This is a genomic window from Sporosarcina sp. Y1009, from assembly GCF_057669865.1.
In genome coordinates this window covers 56,164-77,528 of record NZ_JBYHFO010000009.1, presented here as the reverse complement: position 1 = coordinate 77,528, position 21,365 = coordinate 56,164, and the positions used below count along the sequence as shown (strand labels likewise).

The following is a 21,365-nucleotide window of genomic DNA, read 5'->3' as shown; positions in this document are numbered from 1 at the left end:
TTTTGTGTAGCTATTTTTGACTTAATCTTCTTCTAATACCATTTCATCATATGAAATTTTCACGGCTTCATATATAAACAAGCCAGCAATTGCCTGTGGCTCCACGATTCGTTTACCATCATCACCAGGAAGCAAGCCCCGTGTAAGTCCTGTGGAAATATATGTAGTTGCCAAGTCTGCAAGCTCATAGCCTTCAGCTTTCTCGGAAGATACAGCTGCAAACGGCATGAAATCTTCTGCGAGGGAACGGGCCAAAGAAAGCGCATTTTCATCTTCACCATGTTGAGAGAGAATCCAAACGCGGTCTTGAGTTTCAATTTTCATGCCCGGCTCGTACCTAACAGCACCGTATAAAATATGATTACCCGCTGTCGCAACAAATTGAACGGCTTTTAGTTCACCGAAGCAAGCTAAAATAACTCGACCTTCACCGATAGTTGCCTGTGCTAGAAGCCGCGCAGTTTCTTCGATAGCCTCGGTATTATTTGCGATGATCCTTTGCAATAATCCACTAATCTGTGTCGTTAACATTTTCATAATATATGCACCTCCCACTACAGTATAGGGATTATTTTGACTAAATGTAAATTCATTCGAATTGTTTTTAAATGTGAAATTCCGTTTCATCTGTTTGTAAAATCCGTAGGTATGAGGTTTTGGGCTATTAAGTTAAGTAATCCAATAATTACAAAGGGAAAACCCTGATTGTCAAATTAATGAAAGTAATCTAAAATAATATGGGGAATCTATTAAGGTGGGGGTGTTTCTTTGAAAAATATATTAATTGTCGACGACCAACCCGGGATAAGATTATTATTAGGAGAAGTATTTCGCAAAGAAAACTATGAAGTACTGCTTGCGAAAAATGGTATTGAAGCCTTGCGAAAAATGGAGGATTTAGACATAGATTGTGTTCTTTTAGATATGAAAATGGCTGGAATTAATGGCATTGAGGTGCTTAAAGTGATGAAGAAGAATTGGCCAAAAGTACCGGTTATAATGATGTCAGCTTACGGTGAATTGGAAAAGGCAGAAGAAGTATTAGCATTTGGAGCAGAAAAATATTTTTCAAAACCTTTTGATATATATGAAGTTCGGGACGCCGTCAATTCTATAATTGATCCTAAATAGTTCAGCCAGTGGTAAACACAGCCTGATTTTGTTATGATAATAAAAGTAAGTAAGTTTTATTTGTTACATATTCGACGTCAACAAATTTAATTTAATTTTATTATCTCAAGGAGGAATAATCATGGCACTTGTTTCGATGAAAGAAATGATGATTAAAGGTAAAAAAGAAGGTTATGCAATTGGACAATTTAACCTGAATAACCTGGAATATACGCAAGCAATTTTACAGGCAGCAGAAGCGGAAAAATCACCTGTTATTTTAGGTGTATCAGAAGGCGCAGCACGTTATATGGGCGGTTTCACGACTGTTGTGAACATGGTTAAAGGGCTAATGCATGATTTTCAAATCACAGTTCCAGTCGCTATCCATTTAGACCACGGATCAAGTTTTGAAAAATGTAAAGAAGCAATTGATGCAGGATTTACTTCAGTAATGATTGATGCTTCTTCAAAACCACTTGCAGAAAATATTGAAACGACAAAAAAAGTTGTTGAATATGCACACGCAAAAGGTGTGTCTGTTGAAGCTGAACTCGGTGTTGTTGGCGGAGAAGAAGATGACATTATTGCAGATGGCGTTATTTATGCTGATCCAGCAGAATGTAAAGAACTAGTTGAAAAAACAAATATTGATTGTTTGGCTCCAGCTCTTGGATCTGTTCATGGTCCTTACAAAGGCGAACCGAACCTAGGTTTCGAAGAAATGGAAACAATTTCAAAACAGTCAGACCTACCTCTTGTTCTTCATGGTGGAACAGGTATTCCTCTGAAAGATATCCAACGTTCAATTTCACTCGGAACAGCGAAAATTAACGTAAATACAGAAAACCAAATTCAAGGAACTAAAGCAGTTCGTGATTTCCTTGCTGCAGATACAGAAGCTTACGATCCACGTAAATTCTTAACGCCAATGCGTGAAGCGATTAAAGAAACAGTAATCGGGAAAATGCGTGAATTCGGTAGCTCACAAAAAGCATAATAGAAATAATTAGGAGAAGCATTCCATATTGAATGCATTCTCCTTCTTTACAATTGACTAATTGGAGGAATTAAAATGAAATTTTTTATAGATACAGCAAACTTTGAAGAGATTAAAGAAGCACATAGCTGGGGAATTATCTCTGGTGTTACGACAAACCCATCACTAGTAGCAAAAGAAGATGTTCCATTCCACGAAAGACTTCGTCAAATTACTGATCTTGTTGATAGTTCAGTGAGTGCAGAAGTAATTTCGCTTGATGCTGAAGGTATGTTAAAAGAAGGACGCGAACTTGCTAAAATCGCTCCTAATATCACGGTAAAACTACCGATGACACCTGAAGGTCTAAAAGCATGTTCAGTATTTGCAAAAGAGGGTATTAAAACGAACGTCACACTTATTTTCAGTGCAAACCAAGCACTACTTGCCGCACGCGCAGGTGCTACATACGTATCTCCATTCTTAGGCCGCCTTGATGACATTGGTCAAGATGGTATGGGGCTAATCGAAACAATTGCAAACATCTTTGTGATTCATGATATTAAGTCAGAAATTATTGCAGCATCTATCCGTAGTCCTCAACATATTACAGATGCAGCTTTAGCAGGTGCGCATATCGCAACGACTCCGTTTAACGTACTTAAACAACTGTTTAATCACCCGTTAACAGACAAAGGAATCGAAGCATTTCTAGCGGATTGGGAAAGCAGAAAGAATAAGTAATGCCAAAGGGGAGCGACATGGACGTTTATAAAATTCAGGGCGGTAAACCGCTTCAAGGTACGATTTCAGTAAGTGGAGCGAAGAATAGCGCGGTCGCTCTCATTCCAGCATCAATCTTGGCAGACTCACCCGTTACACTCGAAGGTCTTCCAGAAATTTCGGATGTGCTAACTTTGAAGGCGCTTCTCGAAGATATTGGCGGGAAAGTAGAACTGGACGGTAAAACAATGGTCATTGATCCAACTGAAATCATTTCAATGCCATTGCCAAACGGGAATGTGAAAAAACTCCGTGCTTCGTACTATTTAATGGGTGCGATGCTAGGGCGTTTTAAACATGCCGCAATTGGATTGCCAGGTGGTTGTCACCTTGGCCCTCGTCCAATTGACCAACATATTAAAGGCTTCGAAGCACTAGGTGCAACAGTTACAAATGAGCACGGTGCAATTTATTTACGTGCGAAAGAATTACGAGGCGCTAAAATATATTTGGATGTTGTTAGCGTTGGCGCAACAATCAATATTATGCTCGCAGCAGTTCTTGCAAAAGGGCGAACAACAATTGAGAATGCCGCAAAAGAACCAGAAATCGTTGATGTCGCCACATTATTATCTAATATGGGTGCGAATATTAAAGGTGCTGGTACGAATATTATTCGTATCGATGGTGTCGAAAAATTACACGGCACGCGCCACACGATTATTCCAGACCGAATTGAAGCAGGCACATTTATGATTATGGCTGCAGCAGCTGGAGACGGTGTAACAATCGACAATGTTATTCCATTCCATGTCGAAGCGTTAACATCAAAGCTTCGTGAAATGGGCGTAGATATCATTGAAAAAGATGAGCAAATATTTATCCCGAAAACAAAGAAATTGCAGGCTGTTGATATAAAAACACTTGTCTATCCTGGTTTTCCTACAGACCTACAACAACCTTTTTCAGTGCTTCTAACGCAAGCAACTGGCTCTTCAATGATTACTGATACAGTCTACTCTGCAAGATTTAAACATATTGATGAAATAAGCCGAATGAACGCTATCGCACGTGTTGAAGGTAGATCTGCAGTTTTATCTGGACCAACTCCTTTGGAAGGGGCAACAGTTCGTGCGTCAGATCTTCGAGCAGGAGCCGCTCTCGTACTTGCGGGTTTAATTGCAGATGGGGAGACCGAAGTCCGTGATATTCACCATATAGAACGTGGGTACAGCTCTTTGATTGAAAAGTTGCAAGGGCTCGGTGCACAAATAACCAAAGTCAAAGTTACTGAAAGTACTACGATTCGCAAATAAATGAAAGCCTTATTTATGTTATAATAACGGCGGTTAACGTTCAGCTATGTCATCTGAAATCGGGAGGAAACATAAATGGAACGAAGTTTATCTATGGAATTAGTAAGAGTAACTGAAGCAGCAGGTGTCGCAGCAGCCCGTTGGATGGGACGCGGTTTGAAAAACGAAGCGGACGACGCAGCAACAACAGCAATGCGCATGGTCTTCGATACAATTCCAATGCAAGGGGTTGTCGTTATCGGCGAAGGGGAAATGGACGAAGCCCCGATGCTCTATATTGGTGAAGAACTGGGTATGGGTAACGGGGGACCGCTGGTTGATGTCGCTGTTGATCCGGTAGAAGGAACGAATATTGTTGCATCTGGTGGTTGGAATGCACTCTCAGTACTAGCCATTGCAGATAAAGGAAATTTACTGCATGCGCCAGATATGTATATGAACAAAATTGCAGTTGGTCCGGAAGCGGTTGGTAAAATTGACATTGATGCTTCTGTCACCGATAATTTAATGGCTGTTGCAAGAGCTAAGAATAAAGATATTGAAGACGTCGTAGCCACGGTGTTATATAGAGAGCGTCATTTGGGAATTATTGAAGAAATTCGTGCAGCAGGTGCACGAATTAAATTAATCACAGACGGTGATGTTGCTGGTGCCATTAACACGGCATTTGATGGAACAGGTGTCGATATTTTATTCGGCCATGGGGGAGCTCCTGAAGGTGTTATTTCAGCTGTTGCGCTCAAATGCCTTGGTGGGGAAATTCAAGGTCGACTCATCCCGTCAAATCAAGCAGAAATCGATCGATGCGAGAGAATGGGTATCGATCTGAGAAAAGTACTTTACATGAACGACTTGGTTAAAGGCGAAGATGCAATTTTTGCCGCAACTGGTGTAACTGATGGGGAGTTACTTCGCGGTGTTCGGTTCAAAGGTTCTTACAGTGAAACACATTCCGTTGTCATGCGTTCCAAATCTGGAACTGTACGCTTCGTAGAAGGTCGTCATAGTATGAAGAAAAAACCTCACCTCGTGATGCAAACCTGATATAACACAAACTTGCATTCCAAAAACTAGCTTCTGCTAAGTGTCCTAGCTTAGCAGAAGCATATTTTCCGAACGAGACAGCTCGTGCTTTCCTTAATTAAACCTCAAAAAATTAAACTCAAAAACTAAAAGAGTGGTGCCAAAAAAATGAAAATATTAACGATGTCGGCGCTTGAAAATATGACTTTAAAAGAGTTATATGAACATGCCCGAGAATTTAAAGTTGCTTATTATGCAAAAATGTCCAAAAAAGAATTGATTTTTGCTATCTTGAAATTAAGAGCAGAAAAAGAAGGCTTCTTTTTCATGGAAGGTGTCCTTGAAATAATTCAATCGGAAGGGTACGGATTCCTTCGTCCGATAAATTACTCATCAAGTTCCGAGGATATTTATATTTCCGCTTCACAAATTCGCCGCTTCGACCTTCGAAATGGTGACAAAGTTGCAGGGAAAGTTAGACCGCCAAAAGAATCTGAACGCTATTACGGTCTACTCCAAGTAGAAGCTGTGAACGGAGAAGACCCGGAAGATTCACGAAATCGAGTTCATTTCCCGGCACTTACTCCACTTTACCCAGATCGTCATATTAAACTTGAAACGGATCAAACAAAACTATCAACGAGAATTATGGATTTAGTCGCGCCTGTAGGTTTTGGTCAACGTGGACTGATTGTCGCACCGCCAAAAGCCGGGAAAACATTACTCTTAAAAGAGATTGCAAACTCCATTGCAACTAATTATCCTGATACTGAACTCATTGTCCTATTGATAGATGAAAGACCAGAAGAAGTAACTGATATTGAAAGATCAGTGAAAGCAGACGTCGTTAGTTCAACATTTGATGAATTACCAGAAAATCATATTAAAGTTGCAGAACTTGTTCTTGAACGTGCAATGCGACTCGTTGAACATAAAAAAGACGTTGTCATTCTAATGGACTCCATTACGAGACTAGCACGTGCTTACAACCTCGTAATTCCACCAAGTGGCCGAACATTATCCGGGGGGATTGACCCAGCCGCATTCCATCGACCAAAACGATTTTTTGGAGCTGCACGAAACCTAGAAGAAGGCGGCAGTCTAACAATCTTAGCAACTGCGCTGATCGACACAGGTTCAAGAATGGACGATGTTATTTACGAAGAGTTCAAAGGAACAGGTAACTTAGAACTTCACCTTGACCGCAATCTAGCAGAACGCCGTATTTTCCCGGCACTCGACATTCGTCGTTCAGGAACACGAAAAGAAGAACTTCTTTTACCAAAAGACCAGCTCGAAAAATTTTGGGCAATCCGCAAGACATTTTCGGATGCACCAGACTTTGTCGAACGCTTCCTAAGAAAGCTTCGCCAAACGACAACCAACGAAGAGTTTTTCGAAAAGCTTAATGCAGAAATGAAAGCCCATCGTAACGGGAAAGGGTTACTATAAAATCATGAAATGGGATTCGCTCAATTTTTAATCGAGCGAATCCCATTTTTATATATGGGAAAGTTATATTGTGAGTATCGTTCCCAACTCAAGAAAACGTTCCCTAGTTGGTCGAAAGCGTTGCCAAGTTTGCCTGAAACGTTTCCAGCTTTGGTCAAAACGTTCCCAAGTTCGCCGAAAACGTTGCCTAGTTCACCGAAAGCGTTGCCAAGTTTGCCTGAAACGTTCCCAAGTTCATAAAACGTCGCCTAGTTCACCGAAAGCGTTCCCAAGTTTGCCTGAAACGTTCCCAGCTTTGGTCAAAACGTTCCCAAGTTCATAAAACGTTGCCTAGTTCATCGAAAGCGTTCCCAAGTTTGCCCGAAACGTTCCCAGCTTTGGCCAAAACGTTCCCCGTTCCAAAACTACATCCCACGAAAAATGATGTTTGTCTAGATTCGCAATCGTAGTTGATAAAAGATAGTTGCGATGCACGATATAATTTGTTATACTCACTAAGTATCAATAAAACGATCTGCTGCATATACGACTGACTTACGGGTCGTGTAAGGCATCAGTCTAATATATTCTGTTCCGGATGGTTCAGAGCGAGAGGAGATAGACCGATGAAAGCAGGAATTCACCCAGAATACAAGCTTGCAAACGTGACTTGTTCATGTGGAAACACATTTGAAACAGGTTCAGTAAAAGAGGACATTCGTATTGAAGTATGTTCAGAATGTCACCCATTCTACACTGGACGTCAAAAATTTGCTCAAGCGGACGGCCGTGTCGACCGTTTCAACAAAAAATATGGCCTCAAAGAAGAAATCAACGAAGAAGCCAACGAAGAAGAATAAAGCTATTGTTAAATACCCGTTACGGTGCAATCGCCCCGAACGGGTATTTTTCAATGCTTTGGAAACGATAACTTATAAACTTATGAACATGTGGACAAGTTTTAAAAAGCCAATTAGTCCACAGCGACCATTTCTCAAACAATATCGAAGCTGGATAAGTAAGAATTCCACTAGGTGAAGACAAACAAATCACATCGAGGAGCGTCCACTTCTTTTTCCGAATACAACCAAATAAAAACGATGTAACACATTCCACCAATAAAAAAAAGACGTTAAATATAGTCGGTTTTCGGTTATGATAAAGATTCACAGACGAATGCACTTTATATAAAAAGCTCCACAAGAAAGGTGATTTACTATGTACCAAGCAGTACAAGGCGGATGGATCGAAGTCATATGCGGTAGTATGTTCTCAGGGAAATCCGAAGAATTAATTCGCCGTGTCAAACGCGCGCAATTCGCCAAACAAAAAATAGCTGTTTTTAAACCGGAAATCGATAATCGATATAGCGATGAAGCCGTTGTTAGTCACAATGGGACGACGGTTATCGCGAATCCAGTCGCAACTTCTCTACATATCGAAGAATTCGACAAGTCCAATTTCGATATAATTGCCATCGACGAAGCACAGTTTTTCGATGAAGATATCGTTGAAACAGTGATGAGTCTAGCTGATGAAGGCTACCGAGTCATTATTGCTGGACTCGATCAAGATTTCCGCGGAGAGCCATTTGGTCCAATGCCAAGACTTATGGCGGTTGCGGAACACGTCACAAAACTTCAAGCAGTTTGTACATCATGTGGATCACCTGCAAGTCGCACACAAAGACTAATCAATGGCGTGCCTGCGGGTTATGATGATCCGGTGATTCTCGTAGGCGCAAAAGAAGCGTACGAAGCAAGATGTCGTAAACACCATGAAGTGCCACAAGGTATTTCTGAAGCTGTTGCCCAAAGTTAAGACGAGAAAAATGTGAGACGCTATCATCGCGTTTCACATTTTTTGTTTGAAAGCTGTCTTACTGGAGAAAAAACTGTATTTAGCAGGAGAATTCCCGTACAATTAACATACAAAATAGACATAAAATGAGGTGTGCCCAATGTTTGAACGACTTCAAGCGGTAGAAGACCGCTATGACCAATTAAACGAATTACTCAGTGACCCTGATATTGTCAGTGATATATCAAAACTCCGTGATTATTCCAAGGAACAATCGGGTTTGCAAGAAACGGTTGACGTGTATCGTAAATACAAAGGAGTAAAGGCAGAATACAAGGACGCAAAAGGTTTACTCGACGAATCCCTAGATGACGAAATGAAAGAACTTGTGAAACTTGAACTTTCGGAACTAGAAGAAAAAGTCGAAGAAATCGAAGTCCAGTTAAGAGTGCTTTTAATTCCAAAAAATCCAAATGACGATAAAAACGTCATCATGGAAATTCGAGGCGCAGCGGGTGGGGATGAAGCTGCATTATTTGCGGGCAATTTATTCCGTATGTACAGCCGCTATGCGGAAATGAACAACTGGAAAACAGAAGTCATCGAGACATCGCCAACCGAACTCGGTGGTTTTAAAGAAATCATTTTCATGATCACAGGCAACGGTGCATTTTCAAAACTAAAATTTGAAAATGGTGCGCATCGTGTTCAGCGCGTCCCGGAAACCGAGTCGGGCGGAAGAACCCATACATCGACTGCAACAGTTGCGGTCTTGCCGGAAGCCGAAGATGTCGATATTGAAATTCTCCGAGAAGACTTGAAAATCGATACGTACCGTTCAAGTGGCGCAGGTGGTCAGCATGTTAACACAACAGACTCTGCTGTTCGTATTACGCATCTGCCGACGGGAATCGTGGTATCCATGCAAGACGAAAAATCACAAATTAAAAACCGTGAAAAAGCCATGAAAGTATTAAAAGCTCGTGTCTATGATGCAGCACAACAGGAAGCGCATGACGAATATGCTGCGACCCGTAAATCAGCAGTCGGAACAGGCGACCGTTCAGAAAGAATCCGAACCTACAACTACCCACAAAATCGTGTGACAGACCACCGCATCGGTTTAACGATTCAAAAACTCGACCAAATTATCGAAGGGAATCTCGATGAAATCATCGAAGCATTAACAATGGAAGAACAAGCACATCAACTCGAAAGTCTAAATACCAATGACTGAACGAGTTTATGAAGCGCAAAAAAAAGCCGCAGATTTATTAGCGGACAAAGGACTAGATGTAGGAGCGGTGAACATCGTCCTTGAATCTGTTACACAAAAAAACAGAGCCGCCCTATTAGCGGACCTCCGCGAGCCACTAACCGAAGAACAACAAAAATCATTTTGGGCTAAAATTGATGAACTGCTAGACGGAAAACCCGTGCAATATGTGTTAGGATCCGAAAGCTTCTACGGACGAACCTTTGAAGTGAACGAACATGTACTCATCCCACGTCCAGAAACCGAAGAATTACTATACGAAACACTCGCGCGCGCCAAAAACATCTTCAAAGAAAAACACATTACGATGGCAGACATCGGCACAGGAAGCGGTGCAATCGCCATCACCTTCAAAAAAGAATGGCCAGAAGCAACTGTAACCGCAACCGATATCAGTCAAAACGCACTCGAAGTCGCAACCCAAAACGCCAAACAACTTCACGCCGAAATCACTTTCAAAGAAGGAAACCTAACCGAACCACTCGCAAACATAACATGGGACATCATACTATCCAACCCGCCCTACATTGCTTTTGAAGAAGCGGACTCGATGTCCGAAACCGTATTGGATTTTGAACCACATCGCGCTTTATTCGCAGAAGAAGACGGACTTTTCTTTTATAGAAAACTCGCGGAAAACTTACCAACACTTATGAACAAGCCTTCCATAATCGGTTTGGAAATTGGGTATGAGCAAGGACCAGCTGTGCACAAATTGTTTACAGATGCATTTCCAACAGCGAAAGTAGAAATCGTAAAAGATATCAACAAAAATAATCGCATGCTATTTTGTGAGATTGATGAATAAATGACACCTCCCCTGGTAACAATGCGTGTAGGGGGAGATTGATATGTTACAAGATTACGAGATTAAACAAAAAACAACTAAAATTGAACGAATGATACCATATGCAGAATTCATTTTGATCTTAATTATCATTCAGTGCATCCTAACATTATTCACGGGTGTGGAGTCTCAAGAAGAAACAATTCGTTTCAGACTGCTCGCCCACTCGAATAGTGCAGCGGATCAAGCGATGAAGGAAGAAATTCAGCTTGAAATTCAACCGTTGATTGAAAATGCCGTCTTGCATTCGACTTCGAAAAAAGAGCTGGGTGAGAAGTTAGCTGCACTCGAACCAAAGATTCTTCAAATTGCATCAACAATTGCTGGTGATGTAGGCGTAACATTGGAACGAAAAGAGGCCGCTTTATTTCCAGCAAAAAAATCGGGGTTCGTTATTTATCCACAATCCGAGTACGATGCCTATCTATTAACAATCGGAAGTGGTCGTGGGGATAACTGGTGGTGTGCACTATTCCCGAGAATTTGCTATCCAGAAGCAGAGAAAGAACCTGAAGAAGAAAAAGTTACTTTTTTCGTTTGGGAGTGGATAACTGGACTCTTTTCATAAGGTTACTCACAAAAAGTGTGGATAAAACAAATAAACTGTGTATAAATGAGGGTTTTATGATGAAGACGAGAATAATTTCTGTGGATAGAATTGCGGATAAACAAAAAAACTATAAACAAGCTGTGGATATACTGAAAAATGGAGGAGTCGTCGCCTTTCCGACTGAAACTGTATACGGACTAGGCGCAATTGCGACAGATGAAAAAGCAGTTGCGAAAATCTTCAAAGCAAAAGGGCGTCCTTCCGATAATCCGCTAATTGTACATATTGGTCAAAGCGATGAAGTTGAAAACTATGCTGCACATATTCCCGAACAGGCGAAAGCACTAATGGATGCATTTTGGCCTGGCCCGCTAACGCTTGTATTCAATGCAATTCCAAATGTCATTGCCCCAAATGTTACGCCAGGTGTGAAGACAGTCGGCATTCGAATGCCAGACCATCCCGTTGCACTAGAACTACTTCGAGAACTAAAAGCACCACTTGCAGCACCAAGCGCAAATCGAAGCGGTAAGCCGAGCCCCACTGAAGCAAATCATGTGAAACAAGATTTAGACGGGCTGATTCCACTTATCGTAGACGGAGGCCGTACAGGTGTCGGTCTCGAATCTACCGTCATAGATATGACAGTTGTGCCGCCGGTTATATTAAGGCCAGGCGGAGCGACCAGAGAAATGATTGAAGAAGTCATTGGACCTGTGCATATCGCAGATGAAAGTATAAAAGAGGACACGCCGCGTGCACCGGGGATGAAGTACCAACATTACGCACCAGAAGCCCCTTTATTCACAATAGAAGCAGACCTCGAAAAGATTGAAAAAGCGGTTATAAAATTGAAAGCTGACGAAAAAAAAACAGCTGTCATTGGACCTGATCATTTGCGACTGGAAAATGCGGATTGGTATTTCTCAATCGGTTCCGGAAGTAGTAACGAAGAAATGGCAGTCAATTTATATCAAGCACTTCGACAATGTGATCTGACGGATGCAGATATTATTCTTGCAGTGGAAACGGATTTAGTTGGAATGGGCACTGCATTTATGAACCGGTTACAAAAAGCATCTGATGGAAAGCGGTTTTTGGATAAATAAGTACTAGACGGATGTTTCTCTTGCATACGATGGCTATAAGCGCGGGTATGCGGGAGGTTATGCGGTGAATGAATTATTTGCAGCTGGTATCACAACGCTAGACATCGTTGTTGTATACGCATTATTAGATATGAGAAGTGGCAAGTTTGCTTTAATTGTTTGGACGACGCTGCTTAATATCTCTCTTCCATTCCTCGGATTTTTAACCGGGGAGTTTTCAGCATCCTTTTTCTCTAGCTTCAGTCACTTACTATCAGGCGTTCTCCTAGGGTTAATCGGCCTCCATATGTTATTGGAAGATCAAGACGGGACGGGTCCGAAAAAAGTATCTCCAGCCCTCATCGCGTTGGCGGTCAGCATTGATGCCTTCTCGGTCAGCGTTTCTTTTGGCATGATCCATTTAGATAAAACATTATTTATAGTAGCGTCCGGCTTCTTCGCATTCCTATTTTCCTATATTTCATTGACGTTCAAAAAACGGTTGGGAATAAAGGATGGAAAACGCATTCGGCAATTTGCAGGAGTCGTTTTAATTCTAATGGGCATCATTTCAGCTTTACAATAAATTCGCCCGTGTATAAGAAATCGGGTATTGTATAGAGTAAGGGGGAATATCAATGAATATCTATTTAATTTGTACAGGTAATACATGCAGAAGTCCTATGGCAGAAGCGATTTTACGTGCGAAGAACATATCAAATGTGTCGGTCAAATCTGCAGGTATACATGCATTAGACGGGATGCCTATTGCTGAAAATGCCCGAACGCTTATTGAGGATGCGAAAATGCCTTATACAAATGTCTCCAGATCGCTATCTCGAGAAGACGTGCAGTGGGCAGATTACATATTGACGATGACCGAATCACATAAAAATGTGTTAGTTCAATTATTCCCGGAAAATCGCGAAAAAATAGAGACACTAAAAGGCTTTATCATACCTTCAACAAACGATGATGTGCACGATCCATTCGGCGGAAACCTCGAAACCTACCGCGAAACATTCAACGAACTATCCGCACTCATGACCCAACTTGAAGAGAAATTAATCAGTGATGATTAATTTGTAAAGGAATAAAGATTATCTTCATAAATAGTAACGGCTTGCCTTTGCCATTGCGGGAGGCGTCAAAAAGTTCGAGAAGATACAATTCAATCTTTCCTTAGCACCGATGCGTAATCACGAGAGAAATTCTCTCATCCTCACGCCCATAAAACAACTCTATTCACCGACTTCAAACAAATTTTAAAAAACAGTATTAGGTTTATAACATTTTGTATTGAAAAATGGTAGAATAAATAGAGAATATATTATGAAAAGAGGGGCGCCATGAAAATCGCTATATCTTCCGACCATGGAGGCAATCGACTTCGAAAGGAAATCATCGAGTTATTGTCAGAACGTGGTGTAGAATATGAAGACTTCGGACCGAAAAATGATGACTCAGTCGACTATCCTGACTACGCATCTCCAGTTTGTGAAGGTGTCGCAGAAGGTCGGTTTAATCGCGGAATCCTAATTTGTGGAACTGGGATTGGTATGTCAATCGCTGCAAACAAAACAAAAGGGATTCGCTGTGCACTCGTACATGATGTTTTTAGCGCAAAAGCAACGCGTGGACATAATGACACAAACGTCCTAGCAATGGGCGAGCGCGTAGTAGGCGCCGGACATGCAAAGGAAATCGTCTCTGCATGGCTAGATACATCTTTCGAAGGTGGTCGACATGCAGTTCGTATTGAAAAACTGATGCAGCTAGAGGACTAAAACGGGTGGAGGGGAAGTAATTGGATGCGCTACATATGTGGAGACTTCAATTGGAAGAACTCTTATCTGAAATCTCCGAACAAGTAACTCTAGAGCCTGGTAGTTTTTTTGTAGTCGGTTGTTCTACTTCCGAAGTAGCTGGAAAACGAATCGGTACGTCAGGTGCATTGGAAATTGGAGAGACATTATATGCACCATTAAAAACCTTTGCCGACAAACACCATCTCAATCTGGCATTCCAAGGATGCGAGCATATTAACCGAGCACTCACTATTGAACGAAATGCCGCCAAAATAGGTCATCTTGAACCTGTAACCGTGATTCCATCACCACATGCAGGGGGTTCGATGTCTGCCTATGCTTACGCGCAAATGTCCGATCCCGTCGTCGTTGAAGAAATTAAAGCACATGCAGGTATCGATATCGGACAAACCCTAATCGGTATGCATTTAAAACACGTAGCCATTCCGATTCGAACATCCATCGATAAAGTGGGCAATGCAGTCGTTACGATTGCATCGACCCGTCCAAAACTAATTGGTGGAGAACGAGCCATTTATGAAAATAAAGACGCTGAAGATTAAATATAACCTATAAAGGGGACAAACCAAATGGGACATGTCAAAACACAAAAACTAACAGCTGAACTAAATCACGTAAAAGCAGACGAGGTTGTTTACAACGCAATCATGGCAGAAAAAGGACGCCAACAGTCGAACATTGAACTTATTGCATCTGAAAACTTCGTATCTGAAGCTGTAATGGAAGCACAAGGCTCAGTTCTAACAAATAAGTATGCAGAAGGTTATCCAGGCAGACGCTACTATGGTGGTTGTGAACATGTTGATATCGTTGAAGACGTTGCACGTGATCGGCTAAAAGAAATTTTCGGTGCAGAATATGCAAACGTTCAACCCCACTCTGGTGCACAAGCGAATATGGCTGTTTATTTCGCAGCGCTAGAGCCAGGTGACACAATTCTTGGGATGAACCTTTCCCATGGGGGTCACTTAACACATGGTAGCCCAGTAAACTTCTCAGGAAAACTATACAACTTTGTTGAGTACGGTGTAAGCAAAGAAGACGAGCAGATTGACTATGCAGATGTTCGTCAAAAAGCATTAGAACATAAACCAAAAATGATCGTTGCTGGTGCAAGTGCTTATTCCAGAACAATCGACTTCGCGAAATTCCGTGAAATTGCGGATGAAATCGGCGCATACTTATTCGTCGACATGGCTCATATTGCGGGTCTTGTTGCAGTAGGCGAACATCCAAACCCAGTACCACACGCACACTTTGTAACATCTACAACACATAAAACATTACGTGGACCACGTGGTGGATTCATCTTAAGTACAGAAGAGTTCGGTAGAAAATTGAACTCCTCAGTATTCCCAGGCGTACAAGGCGGTCCACTTATGCATGTAATTGCTGCTAAAGCCGTTGCGTTTGGCGAAGTACAACAACCAGAATTTAAAGCATATATTCAACAAGTGAAGAAAAATGCTGTTGCACTAAGCGAAGCACTTGTATCAGAAGGCATTGACATTGTTTCAGGTGGAACTGATAACCACCTAGTACTATTAAACCTTCGTTCACTTGGAATTACAGGAAAAACTGGAGAAGCTGTATTGGATGAAGTAGGAATTACTGTAAACAAAAATACAATTCCTTTTGATACAGAAGGTCCTTTCATCACTTCAGGTATCCGCATCGGAACGCCAGCAGTTACAACACGTGGATTTAAAGAAGAAGAAATGACAGAAATCGCATCAATTATTGCAAGTCTGTTAAAAAATCCAGAAGACGAAAACGTCAAACAAGAAGCGCAAGAACGTGTCACAACACTGACAAATAAATTCCCACTTTATGCTTAATTTATCAAGCCACTTTCTTGGAAAGTGGCTTGTTTTTCGTCTACACACAGACACAAGAAGATTTGTTAAATTATGAATAAAACCAGTAAACCCTTACTAGCTACTAAATGTTTTTAATCACACGATAAAAATAGCTCGTAGTTTTGATACATATGTGTAAGGTTATACTCAATTCTGTTATACTAAATTGGATATTTTAAAAGGAGCGAATACAAATGCCAAAAGTACATATTTTAGATCATCCATTAATTCAACACAAATTGACGTATATAAGAGATATAAATACGGGAACAAAAGAGTTTCGTGAGCTTGTAGATGAAGTTGCAACACTAATGGCTTATGAAATCACTCGTGATTTACCATTGACTGAGAAAGAAATTGAAACACCAGTTCAAAAAGGCATGTCAAACGTGTTAGCAGGGAAAAAATTAGGAATTGTTCCTATCTTACGAGCAGGCCTTGGTATGGTAGAAGGAGTTTTGAATTTAATCCCAGCGGCGAAAGTCGGACATATCGGACTTTACCGTGATCCGGAAACACTTCTTCCTGTTGAATACTATGTGAAACTTCCTTCTGACATCTCAGAACGTGATCTAATCCTGGTCGATCCAATGCTAGCTACTGGCGGATCTGCAATTGAAGCTGTCAACTCACTCAAAAAACGCGGCGCAAAAAAAATTCGTTTTATGTGTCTAATTGCTGCACCTGAAGGCGTAAAAGCAATGACTGAAGCACATCCTGACGTTGATATTTACATCGCAGCACTTGATGAAAAACTAGACGAACACGGTTATATCGTTCCTGGTCTTGGTGATGCAGGCGATCGCCTATTTGGAACAAAATAATACAAATGGGGGTAGTGAAGTGAACAAGAGATGGAAAGTGATGACCATTTTCGGAACACGGCCTGAGGCGATTAAAATGGCTCCCCTCGTATTAGAACTTGAAAAACATCATGAAGATATTGAATCCATCGTTACGGTTACGGCTCAACACCGTGAAATGCTCGATCAAGTACTAGAAACGTTCAAGATCATCCCGGACTATGATTTAAATATCATGAAGAACCGTCAGTCGCTTATCGATGTTGCAACAAGAGGGCTAGAAGGGCTCGATGCAATTATGAAAGAGGCGAAACCTGATATCGTCTTAGTCCACGGGGACACATCAACAACTTTTATCGGCAGTTTGGCAGCATTTTACAATCAAATTCCAGTTGGTCATGTCGAAGCAGGACTGCGTACTTGGAATAAGCAATCCCCGTACCCAGAAGAGATGAACCGTCAACTAACAAGTGTGCTAGCAGATTTACATTTTTCACCAACCAATAAAGCAGCAGAAAACTTGTTAGCTGAAGGAAAACCAGAAGATCAAATCTTCATCACAGGAAATACGTCAATTGATGCGCTGAAAACAACAGTGCGCGAAAATTATTCGCATCCAATTTTAGATAGCCTTGAGGGAGATAAACTCGTCTTATTGACAGCCCATCGTAGGGAAAATCTTGGCGAGCCGATGAGAGGCATGTTCCGGGCAATCAATCGTTTACTCGAAAAGCATAAAGACATTCAAGTTGTCTACCCAGTGCATTTAAATCCAGTCGTCCGCGAAATTGCAGATGAAATACTGGGTGACAATCCACGAGTCCACTTAATACAACCGCTCGAAGTCATCGATTTTCATAACTTCGCGGCAGCTGCACATCTCATTCTAACCGACTCGGGTGGCATTCAAGAAGAAGCACCTTCACTCGGAAAGCCAGTCATTGTGTTACGTGACACAACAGAACGACCAGAAGGTATTGAAGCTGGCACCTTAAAACTTGCAGGCACAAACGAAGACGACATCTTTACGCTGACAGACGAATTATTGTCAAACCAAGAGGAATACAATAAAATGGCCAAAGCCTCAAACCCATACGGCGACGGCCACGCCTCCGAACGAATCGTCACGGCACTAAAAACGTACTTAAACAGACAACTTCCTTGAAACAATCAAGGAAGTTGTCTTTTTTTAATGAATACCTAATCTAACGGTGTACTTAGATAGGAGAAGTCTATGGAAACATCATGATTTCGCTAGCAAATGAACTATGCTTGAATATATCCGTAAGTTTCTCACGGATATCCGACGTTGAAGCCCAGATATCTGACACATCAGCCAATTTATACGACACTATCCTTGAGATATCCGCGCTTTTTACAAACATATCCGCAAAACAGGACTATCCGACTACCCAAATCGGAGCGCTTCATCCATGAACGCACATTTTTGGTAGAACGCAACGTTTTCCCAAAAGTACGCATCACACTCCCTTTAAATCCGAAAAAACACCCCAAAAAATAAGCAATCTTCATCAATCAACCTGAAAATCTCAAAAAAACTTAAACTCTACCAACTACCCAAATTTAAAAAACGAGTAATCTGTTAAGTCCGCTTCCAAAGGATAGATTAAAATGTATGAAAATGTAAGTTAAAGGTTACACTCACTGTATTAATTTTTAAATTTGTCGTTTGTTTGACAATGTGTATAATGCACTGAAATAATCAAGGGAATCAATTGACATCATTTTTGGGCTACTGTATGATTACTAAGGGTAAGAATGATAGGAATTGCATACATAGGAAACTGTTTTAATGGTAATATGAAAGCAAAATCTATCATCTTTTCACCGTACTTTGAATGTGCACACCCATCATTCGTAGATGTGGGGACATGGCAGTTCACTCGCAACTTTAATAGGTTCCAACTTTTTCGGAGTCTACGCCGGTTAAAGGCAGGACAGCGAAACGGGAACCACCCCCGCAATTCTAAGCGCTAAATCCAAAAATCGTCAAACAAAACAGGAGACTAATGAGATATGCAAACATTGCAGGAGATCCATAAAAGACAGAGGAAAGCACTGTTCTTTTTGCTAGCTTTTTTCATACTTGGATGGGTGATTACTGAATGGCAAACCATATTCGCAGGACTTATTCTAGGTTCCTTGTTTGGGTTGTATAATTTTTGGATACTCGTCCGCAGATATGAACAATATGAACGAGCCATTGCGGAGGGGAAAAAGCGGATTTCACTTGGGACTGCGATGCGTTTCGCATCTGGTATTGCGGTAGCGGCAATTGCAACTGCAATGCCTGAAAAGTTCGACCTGATCAGTGCGGTTATTGGATTCGCAATACCGTACGTCCTATTATTAGGAGAAAGGATCATTTACCACGTACGACATCAGTAAAGCTTTGAACTTGAGGCTTCATTCCGAATGAATAAGGGAGGTGAACGAAACATGGACCATGGAAATCCGTTAGCAACAGCTGAACTCTTCGGGATAACACTACGATTTAATTTATCGAACGTTGTGATGATCTTCATAACATGTGTAATTGTATTCTTAATTGCAATTCTCGCAACACGTAAATTACAACTTAAGCCGACGGGAATGCAAAATTTCTTTGAATGGATCATGGATTTCGTCAAAGGAATTATTAAGAGCAATATGGATTGGAAAACCGGAGGACGTTTTCATGTGTTAGGAATTACACTTATTCTATTCCTATTTGTAGCAAACGTAATTGGATTACCATTTGCTGGTGTTTGGAAAGGTGAACTATGGTGGAAATCACCAACCGCTGATCCAATGATTACAATGACACTCGCAGTAATGGTAATTGTGTTAACACAATATTACGGTTTGAAAGCAAAAGGTGCTAAAGGATACGGTAATGACTATTTAAAACCACTTGGGTTTTTATTGCCACTTAACCTCATTGGTGAGGTTGCCGCGTCGATGACACTCGGTCTTCGTCTATATGGTAATATTTATGCAGGTGAGGTTCTTATCGCATTACTCGCAGGACTTGCAACATCTAGTGTGTTTGGATTTATAGGAGCAATTGTTCCTTCAGTCGCATGGATGGGCTTCTCCATCTTCGTTGGTGGAATTCAGTCGTTTATCTTCGTTATGTTAACAATGGTCTATATGTCTAACAAAGTTAGAACGGACTAGTAAACATATAGCTTAAGTGGTTAGGGTCGATTGACTCTTTCCAGAAACATCAAAAAAACAGGAAATCTTAGGAGGAAATATACTATGGTAGGTTCAGTTGGTCTATTAGCAGCAGCAATCGCAATTGGTTTAGGAGCACTTGGAGCAGGTATAGGTGCAGGTATGGTTGTTTCAAAGACACAAGAAGGTATCGCACGTCAACCAGAAGCACGTGGAGTTCTTCAAACAAACATGTTTGTTGGGGTAGCACTTGTTGAAGTTGTTCCGATTTTCGCAACAGTTATCGCGTTTATCGTAATGAACCAATAATTATAAGCACGGGTTACAATGGCGAAGATAGACTTAATTACCTTCGCCATTCCTTTATGTAAATGAATAATGAATGATAAAATTGGATCGTAAAGTCCATATTCAAAGAGACAAGTGCTCTTGAAGGGAGTGAAACAATCGTGTTTTTTGATACCTTCGTCCTATTGGCTGACACGACAGCTGATGCAGGATTTTTGCAGAAATTAAATGACCCAAACGGTCTTAACCTTGGAGATATTATTGCAACGGTAACAATGTTCCTACTTCTCATGCTTCTACTTAAGAAGTTTGCGTGGGGTCCACTTATGGGCATCATGGATCAACGTGCCGAATTGATTGCAACTGAAATTGAAGCGGCTGAAAAAAGTCGTCTTGAATCACACAGTCTTCTTGAAGAGCAGCGTGATCTGTTGAAAGAGGCACGCAATGACGCTAAGGCGATTGTTGAAAATGCCCGTGAACAGGGTGAAGCGCAACGTGAAGACATTATTATTGCAGCAAGAAACGAAGTTGCTCGCTTGAAAGAAGAAGCAGCACTCGAAATTGCATCTGAAAAAGAAAGAGCTGTTGCGGCAGTTCGAGAAGAATTCGTATCACTCTCTGTTCTTGCAGCGTCTAAAGTACTTGGGAAAGAAATTTCCGAAGAAGATAACCGCGCATTAATTGAAGAGACGATTGCGAAGGCAGGCGATGCACAGTGAGTAAATCCATTGTAGCTAATCGTTATGCCCAAGCATTATATGAATTATCAGTTGAAAAGGGACAAACTTCTAGCGTTCAAGAAGATCTTCTTGAAATTCAAAAAGCGTTCCTTGCGAATCCGAGAATTAGCGAGTTACTAGATAACCCAAGATTCCCGTTAGCAAAAAAGAAGGAAATTATAGCAACGCTGTTAGTAGGCGCAAACTCGATTGTTCAAGATGGGATTTTCGTCTTGCTTGAAAAGCAACGTTTAAACGAATTCATAGACTTTGTTGATGAATTTGTAGAGTTTGTAAATAATGCAGCAGGTATTGCGGATGCTGATGTTTATTCAACACGTCCGTTAACTGACAAGGAAAGTGCAGCGATTTCTTCCGTTTTCGCTAGAAAAGTCGGAAAACAATCATTGCGTATTAACAACATCATTGATCCTTCACTAATCGGAGGCATTCGTCTCCAAATTGGAAATCGTATCTTTGACAGCAGCCTAGCGAATAAACTAGAGCGTCTGCAACGCGATATGTTGACTGGATCATAAAT

Annotated in this window: 25 protein-coding genes; 24 read left to right on the top strand and 1 reads right to left on the bottom strand. The window is 41.2% G+C overall.

Annotation, left to right across the window (positions count from 1 at the left end; translation table 11 throughout):
* Positions 1 to 21: 21 nt before the first annotated feature.
* Entirely contained in the window at positions 22 to 537 is a 516-nt protein-coding gene (locus AC25Y1_RS12435) for a DUF2529 family protein (protein ID WP_488148319.1), read from the bottom strand.
* 231 nt (positions 538 to 768) lie between these two features.
* Between AC25Y1_RS12435 and AC25Y1_RS12430 the strand changes: the two genes are divergently transcribed.
* From AC25Y1_RS12430 to AC25Y1_RS12315, 24 genes are all read left to right on the top strand, one after another.
* Entirely contained in the window at positions 769 to 1,131 is a 363-nt protein-coding gene (locus AC25Y1_RS12430; RefSeq protein ID WP_488148318.1) for a response regulator, read from the top strand.
* Between the two features lie 121 nt (positions 1,132 to 1,252).
* Positions 1,253 to 2,110 (top strand): class II fructose-bisphosphate aldolase, encoded by an 858-nt coding sequence (locus AC25Y1_RS12425; protein WP_488148317.1) that lies wholly within the window; start codon positions 1,253 to 1,255, stop codon positions 2,108 to 2,110.
* A 75-nt stretch (positions 2,111 to 2,185) separates the two neighbouring features.
* Complete coding sequence (gene fsa, locus AC25Y1_RS12420) at positions 2,186 to 2,833, top strand: fructose-6-phosphate aldolase (RefSeq protein ID WP_488148316.1); 648 nt, start codon at positions 2,186 to 2,188, stop codon at positions 2,831 to 2,833.
* A gap of 17 nt (positions 2,834 to 2,850) precedes the next feature.
* On the top strand, positions 2,851 to 4,128 hold the full coding sequence (gene murA, locus AC25Y1_RS12415) for a UDP-N-acetylglucosamine 1-carboxyvinyltransferase (protein ID WP_488148315.1): 1,278 nt from the start codon (positions 2,851 to 2,853) through the stop codon (positions 4,126 to 4,128).
* 75 nt (positions 4,129 to 4,203) lie between these two features.
* Entirely contained in the window at positions 4,204 to 5,172 is a 969-nt protein-coding gene (gene glpX, locus AC25Y1_RS12410; RefSeq protein WP_488148314.1) for a class II fructose-bisphosphatase, read from the top strand.
* A gap of 147 nt (positions 5,173 to 5,319) precedes the next feature.
* Positions 5,320 to 6,603, top strand: coding sequence for a transcription termination factor Rho (gene rho, locus AC25Y1_RS12405; RefSeq protein ID WP_488148313.1), 1,284 nt, complete (start codon positions 5,320 to 5,322; stop codon positions 6,601 to 6,603).
* A gap of 605 nt (positions 6,604 to 7,208) precedes the next feature.
* Entirely contained in the window at positions 7,209 to 7,442 is a 234-nt protein-coding gene (gene rpmE, locus AC25Y1_RS12400; protein ID WP_488148312.1) for a 50S ribosomal protein L31, read from the top strand.
* Between the two features lie 358 nt (positions 7,443 to 7,800).
* Entirely contained in the window at positions 7,801 to 8,403 is a 603-nt protein-coding gene (locus AC25Y1_RS12395) for a thymidine kinase (protein WP_488148311.1), read from the top strand.
* Positions 8,404 to 8,542: 139 nt separating this feature from the next.
* The gene (gene prfA, locus AC25Y1_RS12390; RefSeq protein WP_488148310.1) at positions 8,543 to 9,619 is read left to right on the top strand and encodes a peptide chain release factor 1; all 1,077 of its coding nucleotides are present in this window, start codon (positions 8,543 to 8,545) and stop codon (positions 9,617 to 9,619) included.
* Complete coding sequence (gene prmC / locus AC25Y1_RS12385; protein WP_488148309.1) at positions 9,612 to 10,466, top strand: peptide chain release factor N(5)-glutamine methyltransferase; 855 nt, start codon at positions 9,612 to 9,614, stop codon at positions 10,464 to 10,466. The genes prfA and prmC overlap by 8 nt, the downstream gene beginning before the upstream one ends.
* Before the next feature lie 43 nt (positions 10,467 to 10,509).
* Positions 10,510 to 11,073, top strand: coding sequence for a stage II sporulation protein R (locus tag AC25Y1_RS12380; protein ID WP_488148308.1), 564 nt, complete (start codon positions 10,510 to 10,512; stop codon positions 11,071 to 11,073).
* Positions 11,074 to 11,132: 59 nt separating this feature from the next.
* Positions 11,133 to 12,164, top strand: coding sequence for an L-threonylcarbamoyladenylate synthase (locus tag AC25Y1_RS12375; RefSeq protein ID WP_488148307.1), 1,032 nt, complete (start codon positions 11,133 to 11,135; stop codon positions 12,162 to 12,164).
* A gap of 64 nt (positions 12,165 to 12,228) precedes the next feature.
* Positions 12,229 to 12,729 (top strand): manganese efflux pump MntP, encoded by a 501-nt coding sequence (locus AC25Y1_RS12370; RefSeq protein ID WP_488148306.1) that lies wholly within the window; start codon positions 12,229 to 12,231, stop codon positions 12,727 to 12,729.
* Between the two features lie 52 nt (positions 12,730 to 12,781).
* A complete protein-coding gene (locus AC25Y1_RS12365) occupies positions 12,782 to 13,225 on the top strand; it encodes a low molecular weight protein arginine phosphatase (RefSeq protein WP_488148305.1) in 444 nt (147 codons plus the stop codon).
* Between the two features lie 267 nt (positions 13,226 to 13,492).
* Positions 13,493 to 13,930, top strand: coding sequence for a ribose 5-phosphate isomerase B (gene rpiB, locus AC25Y1_RS12360; RefSeq protein WP_488148304.1), 438 nt, complete (start codon positions 13,493 to 13,495; stop codon positions 13,928 to 13,930).
* 35 nt (positions 13,931 to 13,965) lie between these two features.
* Positions 13,966 to 14,514: a TIGR01440 family protein gene (locus AC25Y1_RS12355; RefSeq protein WP_488148373.1), complete on the top strand. Its 549-nt coding sequence runs from the start codon at positions 13,966 to 13,968 to the stop codon at positions 14,512 to 14,514.
* A gap of 27 nt (positions 14,515 to 14,541) precedes the next feature.
* Positions 14,542 to 15,810: a serine hydroxymethyltransferase gene (gene glyA / locus AC25Y1_RS12350; protein WP_488148303.1), complete on the top strand. Its 1,269-nt coding sequence runs from the start codon at positions 14,542 to 14,544 to the stop codon at positions 15,808 to 15,810.
* A 215-nt stretch (positions 15,811 to 16,025) separates the two neighbouring features.
* Complete coding sequence (gene upp, locus AC25Y1_RS12345; protein ID WP_488148302.1) at positions 16,026 to 16,655, top strand: uracil phosphoribosyltransferase; 630 nt, start codon at positions 16,026 to 16,028, stop codon at positions 16,653 to 16,655.
* A 19-nt stretch (positions 16,656 to 16,674) separates the two neighbouring features.
* On the top strand, positions 16,675 to 17,799 hold the full coding sequence (gene wecB, locus AC25Y1_RS12340; protein WP_488148301.1) for a non-hydrolyzing UDP-N-acetylglucosamine 2-epimerase: 1,125 nt from the start codon (positions 16,675 to 16,677) through the stop codon (positions 17,797 to 17,799).
* Between the two features lie 872 nt (positions 17,800 to 18,671).
* Entirely contained in the window at positions 18,672 to 19,043 is a 372-nt protein-coding gene (locus AC25Y1_RS12335; RefSeq protein ID WP_488148300.1) for an ATP synthase subunit I, read from the top strand.
* Positions 19,044 to 19,094: 51 nt separating this feature from the next.
* Positions 19,095 to 19,814: a F0F1 ATP synthase subunit A gene (atpB, locus tag AC25Y1_RS12330; protein ID WP_488148299.1), complete on the top strand. Its 720-nt coding sequence runs from the start codon at positions 19,095 to 19,097 to the stop codon at positions 19,812 to 19,814.
* An 84-nt stretch (positions 19,815 to 19,898) separates the two neighbouring features.
* The gene (gene atpE / locus AC25Y1_RS12325) at positions 19,899 to 20,123 is read left to right on the top strand and encodes a F0F1 ATP synthase subunit C (protein WP_488148298.1); all 225 of its coding nucleotides are present in this window, start codon (positions 19,899 to 19,901) and stop codon (positions 20,121 to 20,123) included.
* A 164-nt stretch (positions 20,124 to 20,287) separates the two neighbouring features.
* The gene (gene atpF, locus AC25Y1_RS12320; protein WP_488148372.1) at positions 20,288 to 20,824 is read left to right on the top strand and encodes a F0F1 ATP synthase subunit B; all 537 of its coding nucleotides are present in this window, start codon (positions 20,288 to 20,290) and stop codon (positions 20,822 to 20,824) included.
* Positions 20,821 to 21,363, top strand: coding sequence for a F0F1 ATP synthase subunit delta (locus AC25Y1_RS12315; RefSeq protein ID WP_488148297.1), 543 nt, complete (start codon positions 20,821 to 20,823; stop codon positions 21,361 to 21,363). Before atpF ends, AC25Y1_RS12315 begins: the two co-directional genes overlap by 4 nt.
* Positions 21,364 to 21,365: the final 2 nt, after the last annotated feature.